Source organism: Bradyrhizobium sp. SZCCHNRI1009 (assembly GCF_032487575.1).
Classification (GTDB): Bacteria; Pseudomonadota; Alphaproteobacteria; order Rhizobiales; family Xanthobacteraceae; genus Bradyrhizobium.
This window is the reverse complement of the sequence record NZ_JAUEUL010000007.1, coordinates 288,931-305,750: the sequence shown is the minus strand read 5'-3', so window position 1 is coordinate 305,750 and position 16,820 is coordinate 288,931. Positions and strand designations below refer to the sequence as shown.

Sequence of the window (16,820 nt, the reverse complement as noted above, 5' to 3'; positions counted from 1 at the left end):
AATGCAGGCGGCAGGTACCACAGGTGCAGCCGAGAACGCCCGGCCTTCCCTGCGCGATGGTCTTCACGCTTATACGCGATCTCCCCGGTGTCCGGCTTGTTAGCCACCGTCGCCCGAAGGATCATCACCTCCGGACTTGACGCCAGCGTCGGGGCGCCAGGACCTCGCGACTTCACGTCCGCCAATCGCCGTTCGTCCGCGCGGGCTTCCCCACGCTGCAGCAATCAGCGGCCATCGCCTCCCCGCCTCGCGTGTCGTGACGATCGCGCGCAACGCCCCTCCGCAGTGAGGCGGGATGGCGCGATGAAAACATGATTTCAGATAAATAGCAAGTCATTTTTATTTTTCAGAATTTGACTCGCGTGCCGTCGCTTGCCGCCGAAATCTGACGAGGACGCGACACGCTCTCCTCCGCCATTCCGGGGCGTGCGAAGCACGAGCCTGGAATCCATTGTGCGGCATGTCGCGCGGCCAGATGGATTCCGGGCTCGCCGCGCTGCGCGCGTCGCCCCGGAATGACGGCGTGTGAGGCGGCCAGTGTGCCCCTGCCTCGCTAGAACCAGATCTGCATCGCCACCTCATGCCCATCGCGCGGCGGCTCGCCCTCCGGCACGCAGCCGGCACAATCGCGGGCGGCGAGCGCGACCGCGCAGGCGTCGAGCACGTCGTCGGGCTTGGCGCCGGTGCCGCGGCGGGCGCGGGTCAGCCAGTCGTCGATCGCTTCGAAGCCCGCAGCAACTAACAAGTCGCGCCGCACCCTGGCGCCCTGCTCCGTCTTCTTTGACGGCAGCGGCGCGCCGTGGAGGCGCAGGAACACCAGTTCCGGATGGACCTCGCGGATGTCGAGCCCGCGATGCGCGCGCACGAACATATCCACCTCCATGATCTTGCGGCCGAGATGCCAGAGCTGGCGGGAGGCGCGTGGCTGTCCGCGCCGTGCGGCCTCGGCATTGGCGTGGTCCGGGTCGGTGAATTCCTCCCATAGCCAGCGCCGCGCGCCGGTGAAAACGCGGGAACGGTGCGGCGCGAGAGCTTCACGCGCAAGCCTGTCGCACGCGCGCCCGCCGTCATCGGTCATGCCGATCGGAATGTCGATGGCGGCGCGGACGAACGGGTCCGCCAGAGCCGTCGAGATCTCCGCCGGAAAGCTGATTGCACGCTCGTCACCATCGATCGCGACCGCGACCCATCCCCGTCGGAAGCCATCGAGCCCAATGAACATCGCCCCAGCCGCAGCGGATGCGCCGGTCAAGCCGGACGCCGCGGCACGATGGCGATGGGGTTGAAGGTGTAGACCGCCTCGCCGCGCTGATTAAAGGCCGTCCATCTGATGCGCGCAACGCCTTGCGGCTTGCTCTGCGAGGGCACGAGGTCGACCACCTCGCCCTCGAGATGCAGCGTGTCGCCCGGCCGCACCGGCTTCATCCAGCGCAGTTCGTCGACCCCTGCGCCAAGCAGCGGATGCGGTCCGAACGGACGCGTTTCCGCCGCGAGCCGCATCGCGATCGCGGCGGTGTGCCATCCGGAGGCGGCAAGGCCCTTGAAGATCGTCTTCTCCGCCGCCTCCTCGTCGAGGTGAAACGGCTGCGGATCGAACTCGGCGGCGAAGCGCTTGATGTCCTCGCGCGACACCGTCGTCTCGCCGCTCTTGAACGTCATCCCGATCTGGAGGTCGTCGAACCATTCGACCATGCAGGTCCTCGTCTCCGTGCGCGATCCAAGCCGGTGAAGCTCAGCCGAGGTTCAGCTCCTTGAAGAAGTCGTTGCCCTTGTCGTCGATGATGATGAAGGCCGGGAAGTCCACCACTTCGATGCGCCAGATCGCTTCCATGCCGAGCTCGGGATATTCGACGACCTCGACCTTCTTGATGCAGTGCTCGGCGAGGTTCGCCGCGGCGCCGCCGATCGAGCCGAGATAGAAGCCGCCGTGCTTCTTGCAGGCTTCGCGCACCGCCGGCGCGCGGTTGCCCTTGGCGACCATGACCATCGAGCCGCCGGCCGCCTGGAACTGATCGACGAAGGAATCCATGCGTCCCGCGGTGGTCGGACCGAACGCTCCGGAGGCGTAGCCGTCCGGGGTCTTGGCGGGACCGGCGTAGTAGACCGGATGGTTCTTGAAGTAGTCCGGCAGCGGCTCGCCGCGGTCGAGGCGCTCGCGCAGCTTGGCGTGCGCGGCGTCGCGGGCGACGATCATGGTGCCGGTCAGCGACAGCCGGGTCTTGATCGGGTTCTTCGACAGAGTGGCGAGGATGTCCTTCATCGGCTGATTGAGATCGATCTTCACGACCTCGCCGCCAAGCGCCTGCTCGACCTCCGGCAGGTACTGCGCCGGATGATGCTCGAGCTCCTCGAGATAGACGCCGTCCCTGGTGATCTTGCCGAGCACCTGGCGGTCGGCCGAGCAGGACACGCCGAGACCGATCGGCAAGCTCGCGCCGTGGCGCGGCATGCGGATGACGCGCACGTCGTGGCAGAAATACTTGCCGCCGAACTGCGCGCCGACGCCGAGCGACTGCGTCATCTTGTGGATTTCCTGCTCCATCTCGAGATCGCGGAAGGCATTGCCGTCCGGGGAGCCCTGGGTCGGCAGCGCGTCGAGATAGCGCGCAGACGCCAGCTTCACCGTCTTCATGCACAGCTCCGCCGACGTGCCGCCGATGACGATCGCCAAGTGATAAGGCGGGCACGCCGCGGTGCCGAGCGTCAGGATCTTCTCCTTCAGGAACGCCAGCAGCCGGTCCTTGGTCAGCACCGAGGGCGTCGCCTGAAACAGGAAGCTCTTGTTGGCCGAGCCGCCGCCCTTGGCCATGAACATGAACTTGTAGGCGTCCTCGCCTTCCGCGTAGATCTCGGTCTGCGCCGGCATGTTGTTGGCGGTGTTCTTCTCCTCGTACATCGTGAGCGGCGCGACCTGCGAGTAGCGCAGGTTGCGACGTAGATACGCGTCGCGCGCGCCTTGGCTGAGCGCCGCCTCGTCGTCGCCGTCGGTGATGACGTTGCAGCCCTTCTTGCCCATGATGATCGCGGTGCCGGTATCCTGGCACATCGGCAGCACGCCGCCGGCGGAGATGTTGGCGTTCTTCAGGAAGTCGAGCGCGACGAACTTGTCATTCGGGCTGGCCTCCGGATCCTCCAGGATGCTGCGCAGCTGCTTCAGATGGCCGGGGCGCAGGAAGTGGTTGATCTCGCCGAACGCGGCCTCCGACAAGGTCCGCAGCGCCTCCCGCGACACCACCAGCATGTCGCGGCCCAAGACCTTCTCGACCCGCACGCCGTCGGTGGTGATCTTCTTGTAGGGCGTGGTGTCCGGCCCCAGCGGAAACAGCGGCGTGTGCTTGTAGGGCGGGACGGGCTTGGACTGGTCGGGGAAGGCGGTCGGCGCGTTCATGGCGAGCTCGTGGGGTTCTAAAGATGGCCGCCCAAAGCGGTCTTGACAGGTCTGATACGCTACCCGTCGGAAGCCTTGCAAGACATGTCTCCGTACAGCAGCCGAGGAGTAAGATCATGGCGACTTTTGTCCTGATTCCAGGAGGTTGGCACGGCGGCTGGATGTACGCCGCGCTCTCGGCCAGGCTCCGGCAGGCCGGTCATGACGCCTATGCCTTGACCCTGAGCGGATTGGAGGAAACGCCCGCCCGCACCCATGCCGTCAATCTCGATACCCACGTCACCGACGTCGTCGAGCTGCTGACGACCGAAGATCTGTCCGAGGTCATCCTGTGCGCGCACAGCTATGGCGGCATGGTCGCGACCGGCGTCGCCGACCGCGTGCCGGAACGGCTCGCCGCACTGATCTATCTCGATGCCTTCGCACCCGAGAACGGTCAGTCATGGTGGGATCTCGCCGGTGACGCGTATCGCCGGTTCGTGATCGAACGCGCCGGGCATGACGGGCTGACGGCGCTGCCGCGCGAGGGCTCCGACCCGCGCCGCCGGCCGCATCCGCTCGGGACCTTCATCCAAACCCTGAACCTCCGCAGTCCGGCGCCGCCTACTCTGCGCCGCACCTTCGTCTACGCCAGCGGATGGAGCGCGACGCCGTTCACCGCGCAATATGAGCGGCTGCGCAACGATCCCGCGTGGCGCGTGCAGGCATTTGCGTGCGGGCACGATGTCGTGCAGCACGCCCCCGACGAGACGTTCGACCTGCTGATCGAGACGGCCCGCGAGGTCGCCGCAACATGATGCCGCGAGCAGTGCAGTGTCGCACGACGAGATCGATTGCGATCGGTTGCCGAATTATGTAACCTTAGATTGTTGACATATTCATTTTCTTCCTGGAGGCGTCATGACACGAGGTCTCGTTTCCATCATCGCATTCGTCCTTGCCCTGATCACCCTGCTCCCGAGCTCCGCTGGTGCCGTCGGTCCCGGCCGCGCGTGCGGCGGCTTCGCCGGCATTCGCTGCAATGCCGGTCTCTATTGCGAATTCCCAGCCGGCCAGTGCGGCCGGTTCGACATGATGGGCGTCTGCCGCCGAAAGCCGACGCTCTGCCCACGCATCTACATGCCGGTCTGCGGCTGCAACTTCCAGACCTACGGCAACGACTGCGAGCGCCGCGCAGCCGGCGTCTCGCTCGCACATCCGAGCCGCTGCTGGTTCTGAGCAAGCGATCGCGCCGCTGCCGCCGGCATGTGACCGCCGTCCCGTCAACACGCGGCCACACCCGCTGATGATCTTGTGCGGCTGCGGCGCATCGCGCTTGCATGCCCCCCTCGCGCAGGCTTCAATGGCGCGGGGGTATTTGGAATGCAGTCATCGCTTTGCTCATTTGGCCGCTTGGCCGGATTTGTTTTTCTCGTTGCGTTGAGCAGCGCGCTGCTGCCGCAGGCGGCACGGGCCGATCGTTGTGATGACGTTGCCAAGGAACTGAAGAACGGCATCGACGGCATCAAGATCGGCCAGACCGCGGCCGGCACGGTCTATCTCGCCCATCCCAAGGCACGCGAGATCACGCTCGGCTGCTCATCGAAGAATGTCAGCAACCAGTTGTTCGGTAAATCCGAACGCAAGCCGACGCCGGCCTTCATCGAGCTGATGGCGAGCGCGGCGGCGATCGTGTTCACCTTGCCGAAGGACGACATGCAGCGCGGCGTCACACGCTGTTACCGCCGGCTCGGGATTTTCCGCGGCGACGACGTCGCCAGCCGCTACCGCCGGCTCGACATGCGTTGCGCCCGAACCAAGACCGAGTCCTCGATCACGATCAGCCGCAGCAAGGACCAATAGGCCGGGGGTGACGCGAGAGCCTTGCGGTTTCTGCGCCGGCGGCAGCGACCCGTTCACTATTCGCCGCGCCACCGACAGTTGCAGACAATTCGAACGATCTGCTTGACGAAGTTTTCGTCAGGGATGGCCACGCTTGTCGCAACACCAAGCGAGGAGCTGGACCATGTCCGTTTCGAGCGTTTCGTCGTCATCGCCGCCGCCCTCACCGCCGCCGGTCTCGACCGAGACGACCAAGCCGCAGACCCAAGACACCCAGGCGCGGAACCAGACGCAGCAGAGCCAGGCCGTGAATCCCGCCAAGACCGGCGACGAGGCGGCCGCGGAGAAGCAGGCCTCGCGTCCGCCGCTGCCGCCCGGCCAGGGCACCCGCGTCGACATTCTCGCCTGACGATCCCACACCCTCAGGCCAACTTCGTATAGCGGCGGCGCCTCAGGCGCCTGCCGCTATACGTGTGAGCGGGGCCGTGGCGGCGCGGCGATCCACGTGGTTTTGGAGCACGCGCGCGGCTCGCTCGGGTGAGGCGTTACAGGTCTACCGACACCCACTTCCCGTGCGGCCGCCCCTCACCCCAACCCTCTCCCCGTGAAGAACGGGGAGAGGGAGCGCAGCGCTGACGAGGCGCCAGCGAGGCTCTCAGAGGAGCACGCGAAGCTCGCTTCAGCATGACTGCACGCCCTCAGCCCTCAGGCATCCAGCGCCTTGTAGTGGCGGAAGATGCCGTCTTCGTTGAAGGGGATGCGGCGGTCGCTGGCCAGATAGGCCGAAATGTTCGGCCTGGCGGCGACGCGGTCGTGCAGCGCGACGAGGCCTGGAATGTTGCGCTCGAATGCCGTCATGCGATGGGGAAAGGCGTAGCGCAGGCCGGCGACGATCTGGAACAGCGACAGGTCCACATAGGTGAGCCGACGCCCGGTGACGTAGGCGCCACCGCTTTTCGATAGGAGCTGCTCGAAATAGCCGAGGAATTTCGGCACCCGCTCGCTCCAGAACTCGGCGGTGCGCTTTTTGGCCGGCGCGCGCTGGTCCTCGTAGTACAGCGTCGGCCCCAGCGGATGATGCGTGTCATGGATCTCGACGACGAAGTCGGTCACGGTGAGCTGCAGCTGATGCACCCAGAGCTGGCCGGCTTCGGTCTTCGGTGCGAGGCCATGGCGGCTGCCGAGAAACAGCAGGATGTTGGCGGTCTGGCCGATGACGCGGCGGCCCGCTCTCAGGAACGGCGGCGCGAACGGCGGCGTGTCGCTGTCCGCCGCCATCATCGCCGTCATCGTACCGATGCCGTCCTCGCGCGCGACATCGCGATAGGCGGCGCCCGCCTCCTCCAGCGCGAGACGCACATATTCGCCGCGGCCCTGGATCATGGGCCAGTAGTAGAGCTCGTAACGCATGGGCCATCCTCATTGCCTGTTCATCGCGGCACGCCACTATAACCACGCGCAAAGCAAAAGCGCCGCGGATTGCTCCGCGGCGCCCGATGATCGTTCGACCTATGGCGTCAGCCGACCTGCTGGATCGCCGACAACTGCCAGTCGGCGCCGGGGTGACGCAGGAAGGTCCAGATCTCCGTGACCTCCTGCGGCTGGTCGGAGCCGTCGACAACGCGGCCCGAGGCGCGCTCGATGGTCTTGTCGGCCAGGGTGAAGCGCATCGCGACCGTGGCGTAGTCGGCGCCATTCTCGCGCCAGGCTTCGGCGAGGTCGCCCTGCAGCAGCTTCACGGCGCTGACCTTGTTGACCACGCCGCGGGCCTGGTTCTGCTCGAGATCGCGCTCGAAATACGAGGCCATCTCGGGCGTCGAGAGCAGGCGCAGGCGGCCGACATCCTCGTTCGACCAGGCGGACTGGATCTCGCCGAGCAGCCGCTCGAACGCCTCATAGTCGGCCGGCTGGATCTGCAGCGGCGGCGCAGTGTTGCCGCCGCCCAGGCCGCCGAAGCCGCCGAGACCACCGAAACCGGAGCGGAAGCTCTGCTGGCCGTCGGCCGGCGCCGGGCCGGCGGCATAGGCCGGCTGGTTGCGGCGCTGCCACCAGGCCATCGCCATGCGCACCAGGAACACCACCAGCAGGACCTGGAGGATCAGGCCGATGATCGAGGCGAAGCCGCCGAGGCCGGAGAACAGGCCGCCGCCGAACAGCATGCCGAACAGGCCGGCGCCGAGGAAGCCGGCGGCGAGGCCGCCAAGCAGGCCACCGGCGCGACCGCCGAACAGGCCGCCACGCGCGGGCGCAGCCGTGTTGAAGCCGCCAGGCTGGCCCGGCTGGGTGATCGTCCTATTGAACTGCGACGCCGATCCCGGCGCGGTCGTGGTCGAAGGCGGCGCCGAGAAGGTGCGCGTGCCGCGGGAGCCCGAGCTGGAGCCGCCGCCGATCCGGGCGTCGGCCGCCGAGACGGCGAGCACCGTCGGCAGCGCCAGTGAAAGGGCCACGGCCATCGCCTTGAGGAGGCCGCTTTTGCGCTGCATGAAGCTCATCTGTGTTTCCCATAATCCCCGGAATGGGGATGCCCGTAAGATGGGCACAACCCACGAAAAAGGAAGGCGGCACGAGGCCGCGCGGCTGCGGCGCTGGGTCGCGGGATGAACGCGCTCGGCCGGCTGGCGAAGGAACTCCGGTAACCTATTGTGGCGCCATGGTTTCCTTGACCGCCGCCACGAGCTGGCTGAGCGTGAAGGGTTTTGGCAGGAAGGCGAATTGCTGGTTCTCCGGCAGGCTCTTCTCGAACGCATCCTCGGCATAGCCGGAGACGAAGATGATCTTGATCTCCGGATTGCGCTCGCGCATCGCCTTGAGCAGCGTCGGCCCGTCCATCTCCGGCATCACGACATCGGACACCACGAGATCGAGCACGCCGTCGCACTCCTCCAGCGCCTCCATCGCCTCGACGCCGTTGGACGCCTCGATGACGCTGTAGCCCCGCGAGCGCAGGCCGCGCGCGTTCAGCGCCCGCAGGCCCTCCTCGTCCTCCACCAGCAGGATCGTCCCCTGCCCGGTCAGGTCGGCGCGCGGCTTCGGCGCATCGGCGGCAGCCGGCTCCTTGGCGGCGCCGTTGACGGCCTGCGGCTCGACCTGGACCTCCGGCACGACGATGTGGCGCGGCAGGAAGATCTGGAACGAGGTCCCCTTGCCGACCTCGCTGTCGACATAGATGAAGCCGCCGGTCTGCTTGATGATGCCGTAGACGGTCGAGAGCCCGAGGCCGGTGCCCTTGCCGACCTCCTTGGTCGAGAAGAACGGCTCGAAGATCTTCTCGCGGATCTCGGCCGGAATGCCGGTGCCGGTATCGCTGATCTCGATGCGGACGTAGTCGGCGACCGGCATGCCCTTGTAGGCGGCCTGCGCGACCTCGTCGGCCGAGACGTTGGCGGTGCGCACCGAGAGCTTGCCGCCATCGGGCATCGCGTCGCGGGCGTTGACCGCGAGGTTCACGACCACCTGCTCGAACTGCGAGACGTCGACCTTGACCGGCCAGAGGTCGCGGCCGTGAACCAGGTCGAGCTTGACCTTCTCGCCGATCAGCCGGCGCAGCAGCATCGTCAGGTCGGACAGTGCGTCGCCGAGATCGAGCACCTGCGGCCGCAATGTCTGCCGGCGCGAGAAGGCGAGCAGCTGCCGCACCAAGGTCGCGGCGCGGGTCGCGTTCTGCTTGATCTGCATGATGTCCTGGAACGACGGGTCGGTCGGCTTGTGCGCGTTCAGCAGGAAATCATTGGCCATCATGATGGCCGAGAGCACGTTGTTGAAGTCGTGGGCGATGCCGCCGGCGAGCTGGCCGACCATCTCCATCTTCTGCGACTGGTTGATCTGGTTCTCGAGCGCGCGGCGCTCGGTGGTCTCCAGCATGTAGACGATCGCAGCTTCCGTCTCGCGCTCGTCCTCGTCGACCGCGGTGACGAAGAACTGGCCGAAGCGCTCCTTCGGCCCGTCCAGCATCACCTCGACCGGCGGAATGTCCGCCTGCCCCTCGGCCGCCTGGTTGATCGCGGCGATCAGCAGATGCCGGTCGCGCTGACTGACGGCGCGGAAGATCGACTTCGCCGCCGCCGCATCGCCGCTGACGCTCTGCGCGAGCTTGGCGAAGCGGGCGTTGGCGCGCACCACGGCGCCGCCGCGGTCGACGGTCGCGATCGCCATCGGCGTATGGTCGAAGAAGCGCATGAAGCGCACCTCGGCGGCGCGCTCCGGATCGGAGCGCTCGTCGCGGGCGCGGCTGATGACGAGCGTGCGCGAGGCGCCTGGCTTGCCGTCGGCGCCGAAGGCGAGCTTATGGTAGAGCCGCGCCGGCATGGTCTTGCCACCGCGCATCTTCAGGTCGATGTCGAACACCTCGGTGCGGACCTCGCCGGGCACCGCGACGATCGAGCTGAGCAGCGAGGCACCGTCGCCCGAGACGACGTCGGCGAGCTTCAGCCCGCCCGAGCCGATCTCGGCGAGATCATAATCGAGCCAGTTGGCGAGCGTGGCGTTGACGTAGACGAGGCTGCCTTCCGGATTGACCGAGAAGAAGCCGCACGGCGCATGGTCGAGATATTCGATCGCGTGCTGCAGCTCCTGGAACACGTCCTCCTGGCGCTCGCGATCCCGGGTGATGTCGGCGATCGACCACACCGCGTAGCGGGCATGGCGCTTGGTCTGGCCGAGCGGGCGCACGCGCATCCGCAGCCAGCGCCCCTGCGCGCCTTCGGCCGCGGTGATGCGGACCTCCTCCTGCTGCCGCTTGCCCTCGCGCGCCGCCTTGAGCAGGCGGAACACCGCTTCGGAGACATCGGGATTGCCGATGAAGACACGCTCGACGGGACGCGCCTCCTGCGCGGTCGCTGCTCCCGTCATGTTGAGATAGGCGGCGTTGGCGTAGACGACATGGCCGCGCGGATCGGTCACCGCGAGGCCATCGAAGGCATGATCGGCGATCGCGCCCAACACCGGATCGTCGGTCGACTTGTCGGCGAAGCGGACGATGCCGGCGGCGAACGCGAACAGATTGAACAGGCCGACGGTGGCGAGCAGCGACAGCAGGCCGAGAATGTAGGGCTGCGCCTGGGCGCGGCCGATCGTCATCAGCGCGATCGCAACCGCGACGAGGCCGAACGCCACCAGAAGGATCAGCAGAATGCTGCCGCTGCGGCGCGGCCGCTCCGGCAGGCCCGCCTGATCCTGTAACCCATCATTGTCGGAATCGGCGCTCATGGCTCGGGGACGCGACCTGTCGGCTGGGAGCCCCAGCCCGTTCGCGCGGCTCCCCCTTCCACCTGCCTGAATCGACGGGTCAAGCGCAAGCCCGTCAAGCCGATATTCCATGATTTATCCGTATTTTGCGGTCCGTCCGGGGACCTGCTCGGTTGTCATTGCGGGCGCCCCGAGAGGTTGCGCCGCAGCCCCATCACGTAGCCGATGATCTCAGCAACCGCGTGATAATGTTCCACCGGGATCTCCTCGTCGATCTCGACCGTGGCATAGAGCGCGCGCGCCAGCGGCACGTTCTCGACGATCGGGATGTCATGCGCCTTGGCGACCTCCCGGATCTTGAAGGCGATGTTGTCGACGCCCTTGGCGACGCAGACCGGTGCCGACATGCCGCGCTCGTAGGACAGCGCGACCGAGTAGTGCGTCGGGTTGGTGATGATCACGGACGCCTTGGGAACCGCGGCCATCATGCGCTTCTTCATGCGCTGCTGGCGGATCTGCCGGATGCGTCCCTTGACGTGCGGGTCGCCTTCCGACTGCTTGAACTCCTCCTTCATCTCCTGCACCGACATCTTCTGGCGCTCGTACCATTGCCGGTACTGGAACAGGTAGTCGCCGATCGCGACCAGGGCGAGCAGCGCGACCACCGAGCCCATCAGATGCGTCGTCAGCGAGATCGTGACGCCGAGCAGCTCGCCGACGTCCATATGCAGCAGCGATTCCAGGCGCAGCCGCTCCGGCCACAGGATCATGACCATGACCGTGCCGAGCAGCACGAGCTTGAAGAGACCCTTGGCGAAATTGGCCGCGGCCTGCTTGCCGAACAGGCGCTTGGCGCCGGCCAGCGGAGAGATCTTGCTCAGGCTCGGCTTCATCGGCTCGCCCGACCAGACCAGGCGATGCTGCATCATGTTGCCGGCGATCGCCGCCAGCATCACCATCAGGATCGGCACGCCGATCGCCGCGATCACGGCGAACGACAGGCCGCGCGCCAGCGACAGCAGGCCGGCGCCGTCGGTCTGGATCATCCAGGAATTGGCGATCAGGTTGCGCATCGGCACCAGCACCGCGGTGCCGATCGAGCCCGAGAAGGTCGACATCACCAGGGTCGCGGAGGCGATCACGAACCAGGTGTTGAGCTCCTGGCTCTTGACGACGTCGCCGCGTTCGAGCGCCTGATCGAGCCGTTTTTGCGTCGGGTCTTCTGTTTTGTCTTCGGAATCGGCTTCATCGGCCATCGGTCAGGCCCCTCACCGCGGCATCATCTCGTGCATGACGCCTTCGAAATAGCCGAGAAACGTTCCCATCATCGCGGTCAGGACCAGCGCGAAGATCAGGAAGCCGATCAGGATCGAGAGCGGCGCGCCGACGAAATAGACCTGCATCTGCGGCATCAGCCGCGCCAAGACGCCGAGCCCGATGTTGAAGACCAGACCGAACACCAGGAACGGCGCCGACAATTGCAGGCCGATCTTGAAGGCCGCGGCAAACGCCTTGGTCGCCAGCGAGGCGACGTCGCCGCTCGGGATCAATTCGCCGGGCGCGAAGATCTTGTAGCTGTCGCTGAGCGCGGCGATCACCAGGTGATGGCTGTCGGTCGAGAACAGCAGGGTCACGCCGAGCATGGTGAGGAAGTTGCCGATCAGGACGCCCTGCTGTCCCTGCGTCGGATCCACCGCGGTGACGAAGCCGAGCCCCATCTGCTGCGCGATCACGGAGCCCGCGACCTGCAGCGCCGACAGCGTCACCCGCGCCGTCGCGCCGAGCACGATGCCAATCACGATCTCGTGCACCATCATCACCAGCAGCGGCGACAACGCCTGCAAATCGACCTGATAGGCCTGACGGTGCAGCGGCAGCACGATCATCGTGAGCAGCAGCGCGGTCGCGAGCTTGATGCGGACGGGGATGTTGACCTCGCCGAGGCCCGGCAACAGCATCACCATCGCGCCCACGCGCGCGAAGGCCAGCATGAACACGGCGGCCAGCGCCGGAAGGAAGGAAATATCGATGCGCATCGTCCGCCGTCACGGCCCTTTCGACCGCATGCTGGTGCGGCACGGCGGTCTTTGAAGAGACAACCTGCGAATAGACAGCCTCAGACGAGTCAGCCTGCGAAGAGCTCGCCCGAAAGGCTGCCCGCGCACGGCCGAAAGCAGCAGCGCCCCCCGCACTGCTCCTTACGACCGCTCGCAGCGCCCTCACGCAGGCCTGCCCTGCCGCCCCGGACATTGCCTCATCCGCCGATGATTCGCGACGAGATCCGCATCATGTGCGAATGCAGCGCATCGGCCATGAACGGCAGCGCCAGCAGCAGCGTCACGAAGATCGCGATGATCTTCGGCACGAACACCAGCGTCTGCTCCTGGATCTGCGTGAGCGCCTGGAACAGCGAGACGACCACGCCGACCACGAGGCCGACCACCATCAGCGGCGACGACACCAGCACGATGGTCCAGATCGCATCGCGCGCCACATCGAGCGTTTCAGCTCCCGTCATGTCCTGTCGTTCCTCACTGTCGATCGGCTCCGGTCCGGCCCCCGCCTCAGCGCGCATCGCGCGCAGTCGCGGCAGACGGCAAATCCCCTGGGCGCATCAGGCACGTGGCGGCCTGAAGCGTTACGAGCTGCGCCTAGATCGTCATCTTCATCACGTCTTCATAGGCCTGGATCACACGGTCGCGCACCGACACCAGCGTCGACACCGCGACGTCGGTTTCGGCGACCGCCGTGACGACATCCATGACGTTTGCCTTGCCCGCGGCCATCGCGACCGCCTGACTGTCGGACTTGCGTCCGGCCTCCATCACGCTGCCGATCGCGTCCTTCAGCACCGCGCTGAATGACGGACCACCCTTGTCGGCGCCGTTGCCGCTACCGAGCACGTCGCGCACGCGCCCAAGGCTGCCGAAGGCACCGCTCGAGCCGCCGGCGTCGAGCACGCGGGCGGAATTCGCATAGGCATTCGCTGCGGAGATTGGGGAGGCCATGACTTTCGTTCCTGTCCTAGGTCTTCAGAATGTCGAGTGTGCGCTGGATCATGCGGCGCGTGGCGCCGATGATGTTCAAATTCGCCTCGTAGGACCGCTGTGCATCACGCATGTCGGTCATCTCGATGAGCGGATTGACGTTGGGGTACTTGACATTGCCGGACGCGTCCGCGGCCGGGTTACTGGGGTCGTATTTGACGCGGAACGACGATTGATCGGGCACCACCTTGCCGAGCGCCACCACCTTGGCATCGAGCGCACGGTCGAGCGCCGAGGTGAATGTCGGGACCTTGCGGCGATACGGATCGCCACCCGCCTTGGCGGCGGTCGAATCGGCATTGGCGATGTTCTCGGAAATGACGCGCATACGTCCCGCCTGCGCACGCAGGCCGGAGGTCGCGATGCTCATCGAGCGCAGGAAATCGCTGGAGTCGTTTGCCATGCTTGTCGGTCTCCGTCCTTAAACCCGAGCTCAGCCCTTGCCGATCGCCGTCTTCAACAGATGCAGGCTCTTGCCGTACAGCGAGGTCGCCGCGGCGTAGTCCATCTGGTTGGCGGAGACCTTCAGCATCTCCTCTTCGAGGCTCACCGCGTTGCCGGCGGGCCTCGTCTGAAATCCGACCTTGCGGTTCTGGTCGAAGCTCGCGCTCTCGCCCGACGACGGTGCGATGTGCGCGGTGCTGGTCCGGGTCAGCGACAGCGGCGCAAAGCCGCCGACCGCCTGGCCGGTTGAATCGAACTTCGGCTCAACCAGATCCTTCGGCTTGAAGTTGGGCGTATCCGAATTGGACACGTTCTCGGACAGCACGCGCTGGCGCTCCTGATGCCATTGCATCTTGGTCCGCAACGCCGACAACACGGGGATATCGTTGATGGACATGGCGCTGCTCGGTTGTGTCCGACTACCGGACGGTTTGGGTAGGTAGAAATTGCCGTGCATATGGTTAACAGGGAGTTAAGAAACGGTGCGGTGACCCCCGGGATGATCCCGGTGTTTTGACGATTTCTTAGGAAAGTGCCGGGCTCCCGGCCGACCGATGCATCATTCCGGGACGGCACGGCTCGCCAAGAAGTCGTTTTGGCCCGGCCGATTCATGGGTTATTAAGAGGCCGAGCGGCAGTTCCTGCCGTCATGCGTTAACAGGTTGGTTCCGGTTCTGAAGCTCCGTTCGCTGCCGGCGATGCGTTGGACAGACGAGAGACTTCGAAAGGACGCGGTATTTGCCGGGGACAGAGATGCAGGCACTGACGTTCTTTTTTGCATTCGTAGCGGTGCTGGCGCTGATCGGCCTCGCCGCGTGGCTGGTTCGTCGATTCGCGGGGAATCGTCTCGGCACCAACCCGAATCGCGGCCGCATGCCCCGGCTCGCCGTGATCGATGCCGCCGCCGTCGATGGCCGCCGCCGTCTCGTGCTCGTGCGCCGTGACAACATAGAGCATCTTCTGATGATCGGCGGGCCCACCGACATCGTGGTCGAGTCCAATATCGTGCGCGCCATGCCGGCGCGCGAGCAATTGCCGCAGCGGCCGGGCATCAATGCCGAGCCGCCGGCGGCGCGCATCGCGCCACTGCCGGATGCGCCGTCCTGGGCCGACAACGAGCCGAAGACCGAGGCCGCCGAGCCTGCCGAGCTGCAGATGCCGGAGCCGCCGCAGCGCCCGATGCGGCCGTCGTTCATCGATGAGGTTCGCCGCACGGCGCCGGCTGCCGCAGAGCGGCGTGAGCCGGCACCGGCATTCCCGCCGGAACCACCGCTCCCTCCGCGCCGTCCCGATCCCCGCCAGGACCTCCGGGCGGACGTCCGTGGAGAACCGCGCGGCGGAGACGAAGCCCGCCTGGAGCCCCGCCCTGAGCGGGTGATCCGCGGCGAGCCGGGAATGCCACGCCCGCTGCGCCCCGCCGAGCCGCAACGCCAGGCCGAGGCGCCGCGCGCTTCCGAGGGGCCCCGGCTGCCGCCGGTGCGGAATGCTGAGCGCGCAGCCGAGCGCGTCGAACGCGTGGCGGCGCCGCCGCTGCCGCCGGTGGCCCAGATGCCGCCGCCACCGCCCCCGGCTGCCCCGCCGCCCGCAGCGGCCGATTCGAGCGCCGAAGCCAATCTGGCCGAGATGGCGCAACGGCTCGAGGCCGCGCTGCGGCGTCCATCAGCCGATCCGTCGGCTGCTCCGGCCTCGGGTCCCCCGGCGCTCCGGGCGGCCGCGCGCAACGAGCCGGCTCCGGCGCAAGCCGCGCCGGTCAAGACCAGCTTCGAGAACCTGGAGGACGAGATGGCCTCGCTGCTCGGACGTCCGAAGTCGTCGCAGTGAGATCGCTGCTTCCCTCGCGTAGAGTTGTCTTCATCGCTGTCCTGACTGCCGCCGGTTTACTGACGGGACCTGCTGCTGCGCAGGACATCAGCATCAATCTCGGCGGCGGTGGCGGCGGCGGCGTCACTGAACGCGCGGTCCAACTGATCGCGCTGCTCACGGTGCTGTCGATCGCGCCGTCGATCCTGATCATGATGACGTCGTTCACGCGCATCGTGGTCGTGCTGTCGCTGCTGCGCACGGCGATGGGCACAGCGACCGCGCCGCCCAACTCGGTCATCATCGCGCTCGCGATGTTCCTCACGGCGTTCGTGATGGGCCCGGTGCTGCAAAAATCCTATGATGACGGCATCCGGCCGCTGGTCGAGAACCAGATCGGCGTCGAGGACGCGCTGCAGCGCGCCTCGGTGCCGCTGCGCGGCTTCATGCAGAAGAACGTGCGAGAGAAGGACCTGAAGCTGTTCATGGACCTCTCCGGCGAGCCGCCGCCGGCGACGCCCGACGAGCTGTCGCTGCGCATCCTGGTGCCGGCCTTCATGATCTCCGAGCTGAAGCGCGCCTTCGAGATCGGCTTCCTGCTGTTCCTGCCGTTCCTGATCATCGACCTCGTGGTCGCCTCGGTCTTGATGTCGATGGGCATGATGATGCTGCCGCCGGTCGTGGTGTCGCTGCCGTTCAAGCTGATCTTCTTCGTGCTGGTCGACGGCTGGTCGCTGGTGGCAGGCAGCCTGGTGCAGAGCTATGGCGGGTAAGAAGAACCATAGCGCCCGATCCGGGCCTCGCCCTTCGAGACGCCCGCCTATGGCGGGCCCTCAGGGTGAGGGGAAGTAGCTCCCTCCTGCCTCGAGATCGACCGCAGCAACCGCTCTCCACCCTCTCAGGGGGGCTGTCGGAGTCCACAGCGACCTCATGGTCGTGTGCAGAGCCGTTCTCGGCGCTTGATCCTCTCCACGAGCACGCTGCTCATGGCCGGCGCGCCAGCTCCGGCATCGGAGCTGGCTCCTCATGGTGAGGAGCGCCGCATCACCAATCGGACCATGACGAATAGTTAGAATAGCGGCGCGTCTCCAACCATGAGGCCACGATCCGGGCCCCGCCCTTCGAGACGCCCGCCG

The 16,820-nt window shown here is 66.5% G+C and carries 18 protein-coding genes; 6 read left to right on the top strand and 12 right to left on the bottom strand.

Translation table 11 applies throughout. The annotated features are described in order from the left end of the window. Positions 1-553 precede the first annotated feature (553 nt). From QX010_RS15970 to QX010_RS15960, 3 genes are read right to left on the bottom strand one after another with little or no spacing between them, the layout of a single operon-like run. Entirely contained in the window at positions 554-1,252 is a 699-nt protein-coding gene (locus QX010_RS15970) for a DUF429 domain-containing protein (protein ID WP_316180451.1), read from the bottom strand. After that, complete coding sequence (locus QX010_RS15965; protein WP_316180449.1) at positions 1,249-1,692, bottom strand: MaoC family dehydratase; 444 nt, start codon at positions 1,690-1,692, stop codon at positions 1,249-1,251. Before QX010_RS15965 ends, QX010_RS15970 begins: the two co-directional genes overlap by 4 nt. A 40-nt stretch (positions 1,693-1,732) precedes the next feature. Beyond that, on the bottom strand, positions 1,733-3,388 hold the full coding sequence (locus QX010_RS15960) for a fumarate hydratase (RefSeq protein ID WP_316180447.1): 1,656 nt from the start codon (positions 3,386-3,388) through the stop codon (positions 1,733-1,735). Positions 3,389-3,504: 116 nt separating this feature from the next. Between QX010_RS15960 and QX010_RS15955 the strand changes: the two genes are divergently transcribed. The 4 genes from QX010_RS15955 (at position 3,505) to QX010_RS15940 (ending at position 5,618) form a co-directional block, all read left to right on the top strand. After that, positions 3,505-4,185: an alpha/beta hydrolase gene (locus QX010_RS15955; RefSeq protein ID WP_316180446.1), complete on the top strand. Its 681-nt coding sequence runs from the start codon at positions 3,505-3,507 to the stop codon at positions 4,183-4,185. Between the two features lie 103 nt (positions 4,186-4,288). Continuing rightward, a complete protein-coding gene (locus tag QX010_RS15950; RefSeq protein WP_316180444.1) occupies positions 4,289-4,606 on the top strand; it encodes a hypothetical protein in 318 nt (105 codons plus the stop codon). Positions 4,607-4,750: 144 nt separating this feature from the next. After that, positions 4,751-5,230: a hypothetical protein gene (locus QX010_RS15945; RefSeq protein ID WP_316180442.1), complete on the top strand. Its 480-nt coding sequence runs from the start codon at positions 4,751-4,753 to the stop codon at positions 5,228-5,230. Positions 5,231-5,393: 163 nt separating this feature from the next. Then, positions 5,394-5,618 carry a hypothetical protein gene (locus QX010_RS15940; protein WP_315804283.1) on the top strand — a complete coding sequence of 75 codons (225 nt, stop codon included), beginning with the start codon at positions 5,394-5,396 and terminating at the stop codon, positions 5,616-5,618. A gap of 296 nt (positions 5,619-5,914) precedes the next feature. Here the strand turns inward: QX010_RS15940 and QX010_RS15935 are convergent, their stop codons facing one another. The 9 genes from QX010_RS15935 to flgB form a co-directional block, all read right to left on the bottom strand. After that, positions 5,915-6,619, bottom strand: a complete 705-nt coding sequence (locus tag QX010_RS15935) for a glutathione S-transferase (protein WP_315804284.1) — start codon at positions 6,617-6,619, stop codon at positions 5,915-5,917. A gap of 107 nt (positions 6,620-6,726) precedes the next feature. Beyond that, positions 6,727-7,692, bottom strand: coding sequence for a Tim44 domain-containing protein (locus QX010_RS15930; RefSeq protein ID WP_316180463.1), 966 nt, complete (start codon positions 7,690-7,692; stop codon positions 6,727-6,729). A 154-nt stretch (positions 7,693-7,846) separates the two neighbouring features. Then, positions 7,847-10,414 carry a cell cycle histidine kinase CckA gene (cckA, locus tag QX010_RS15925; protein ID WP_315804285.1) on the bottom strand — a complete coding sequence of 856 codons (2,568 nt, stop codon included), beginning with the start codon at positions 10,412-10,414 and terminating at the stop codon, positions 7,847-7,849. Between the two features lie 155 nt (positions 10,415-10,569). Further along, positions 10,570-11,649: a flagellar biosynthesis protein FlhB gene (gene flhB, locus QX010_RS15920; protein WP_315804286.1), complete on the bottom strand. Its 1,080-nt coding sequence runs from the start codon at positions 11,647-11,649 to the stop codon at positions 10,570-10,572. Between the two features lie 12 nt (positions 11,650-11,661). Next, positions 11,662-12,429: a flagellar biosynthetic protein FliR gene (gene fliR / locus QX010_RS15915; protein WP_315716025.1), complete on the bottom strand. Its 768-nt coding sequence runs from the start codon at positions 12,427-12,429 to the stop codon at positions 11,662-11,664. Positions 12,430-12,647: 218 nt separating this feature from the next. Further along, entirely contained in the window at positions 12,648-12,911 is a 264-nt protein-coding gene (gene fliQ / locus QX010_RS15910) for a flagellar biosynthesis protein FliQ (protein ID WP_008965881.1), read from the bottom strand. A gap of 133 nt (positions 12,912-13,044) precedes the next feature. Continuing rightward, positions 13,045-13,401: a flagellar hook-basal body complex protein FliE gene (fliE, locus tag QX010_RS15905; protein ID WP_315738761.1), complete on the bottom strand. Its 357-nt coding sequence runs from the start codon at positions 13,399-13,401 to the stop codon at positions 13,045-13,047. Positions 13,402-13,417: 16 nt separating this feature from the next. Next, entirely contained in the window at positions 13,418-13,843 is a 426-nt protein-coding gene (gene flgC / locus QX010_RS15900; protein WP_315716023.1) for a flagellar basal body rod protein FlgC, read from the bottom strand. A gap of 30 nt (positions 13,844-13,873) precedes the next feature. Next, positions 13,874-14,281: a flagellar basal body rod protein FlgB gene (gene flgB / locus QX010_RS15895; protein ID WP_315804287.1), complete on the bottom strand. Its 408-nt coding sequence runs from the start codon at positions 14,279-14,281 to the stop codon at positions 13,874-13,876. A gap of 356 nt (positions 14,282-14,637) precedes the next feature. Here flgB and QX010_RS15890 point away from each other — a divergent pair, with 356 nt between their 5' ends. Beyond that, complete coding sequence (locus QX010_RS15890) at positions 14,638-15,705, top strand: flagellar biosynthetic protein FliO (protein WP_315804288.1); 1,068 nt, start codon at positions 14,638-14,640, stop codon at positions 15,703-15,705. Then, the gene (gene fliP / locus QX010_RS15885) at positions 15,702-16,457 is read left to right on the top strand and encodes a flagellar type III secretion system pore protein FliP (protein ID WP_315804289.1); all 756 of its coding nucleotides are present in this window, start codon (positions 15,702-15,704) and stop codon (positions 16,455-16,457) included. Before QX010_RS15890 ends, fliP begins: the two co-directional genes overlap by 4 nt. The last annotated feature ends 363 nt before the right edge of the window (positions 16,458-16,820 follow it).

Bases quoted from the DNA above. Each gene is read 5' to 3' on its own strand.
- QX010_RS15955 (WP_316180446.1), top strand. From the start codon at position 3,505: ATGGCGACTTTTGTCCTGATTCCAGGAGGTTGGCACGGCGGCTGGATG.
- cckA (WP_315804285.1), bottom strand. From the start codon at position 10,414: ATGAGCGCCGATTCCGACAATGATGGGTTACAGGATCAGGCGGGCCTG.
- QX010_RS15940 (WP_315804283.1), top strand. From the start codon at position 5,394: ATGTCCGTTTCGAGCGTTTCGTCGTCATCGCCGCCGCCCTCACCGCCG.
- QX010_RS15950 (WP_316180444.1), top strand. From the start codon at position 4,289: ATGACACGAGGTCTCGTTTCCATCATCGCATTCGTCCTTGCCCTGATC.
- QX010_RS15935 (WP_315804284.1), bottom strand. From the start codon at position 6,619: ATGCGTTACGAGCTCTACTACTGGCCCATGATCCAGGGCCGCGGCGAA.
- QX010_RS15960 (WP_316180447.1), bottom strand. From the start codon at position 3,388: ATGAACGCGCCGACCGCCTTCCCCGACCAGTCCAAGCCCGTCCCGCCC.
- fliR (WP_315716025.1), bottom strand. From the start codon at position 12,429: ATGCGCATCGATATTTCCTTCCTTCCGGCGCTGGCCGCCGTGTTCATG.
- fliE (WP_315738761.1), bottom strand. From the start codon at position 13,401: ATGGCCTCCCCAATCTCCGCAGCGAATGCCTATGCGAATTCCGCCCGC.
- QX010_RS15930 (WP_316180463.1), bottom strand. From the start codon at position 7,692: ATGCAGCGCAAAAGCGGCCTCCTCAAGGCGATGGCCGTGGCCCTTTCA.
- flhB (WP_315804286.1), bottom strand. From the start codon at position 11,649: ATGGCCGATGAAGCCGATTCCGAAGACAAAACAGAAGACCCGACGCAA.
- flgC (WP_315716023.1), bottom strand. From the start codon at position 13,843: ATGGCAAACGACTCCAGCGATTTCCTGCGCTCGATGAGCATCGCGACC.
- flgB (WP_315804287.1), bottom strand. From the start codon at position 14,281: ATGTCCATCAACGATATCCCCGTGTTGTCGGCGTTGCGGACCAAGATG.
- QX010_RS15890 (WP_315804288.1), top strand. From the start codon at position 14,638: ATGCAGGCACTGACGTTCTTTTTTGCATTCGTAGCGGTGCTGGCGCTG.
- QX010_RS15945 (WP_316180442.1), top strand. From the start codon at position 4,751: ATGCAGTCATCGCTTTGCTCATTTGGCCGCTTGGCCGGATTTGTTTTT.
- QX010_RS15965 (WP_316180449.1), bottom strand. From the start codon at position 1,692: ATGGTCGAATGGTTCGACGACCTCCAGATCGGGATGACGTTCAAGAGC.
- fliQ (WP_008965881.1), bottom strand. From the start codon at position 12,911: ATGACGGGAGCTGAAACGCTCGATGTGGCGCGCGATGCGATCTGGACC.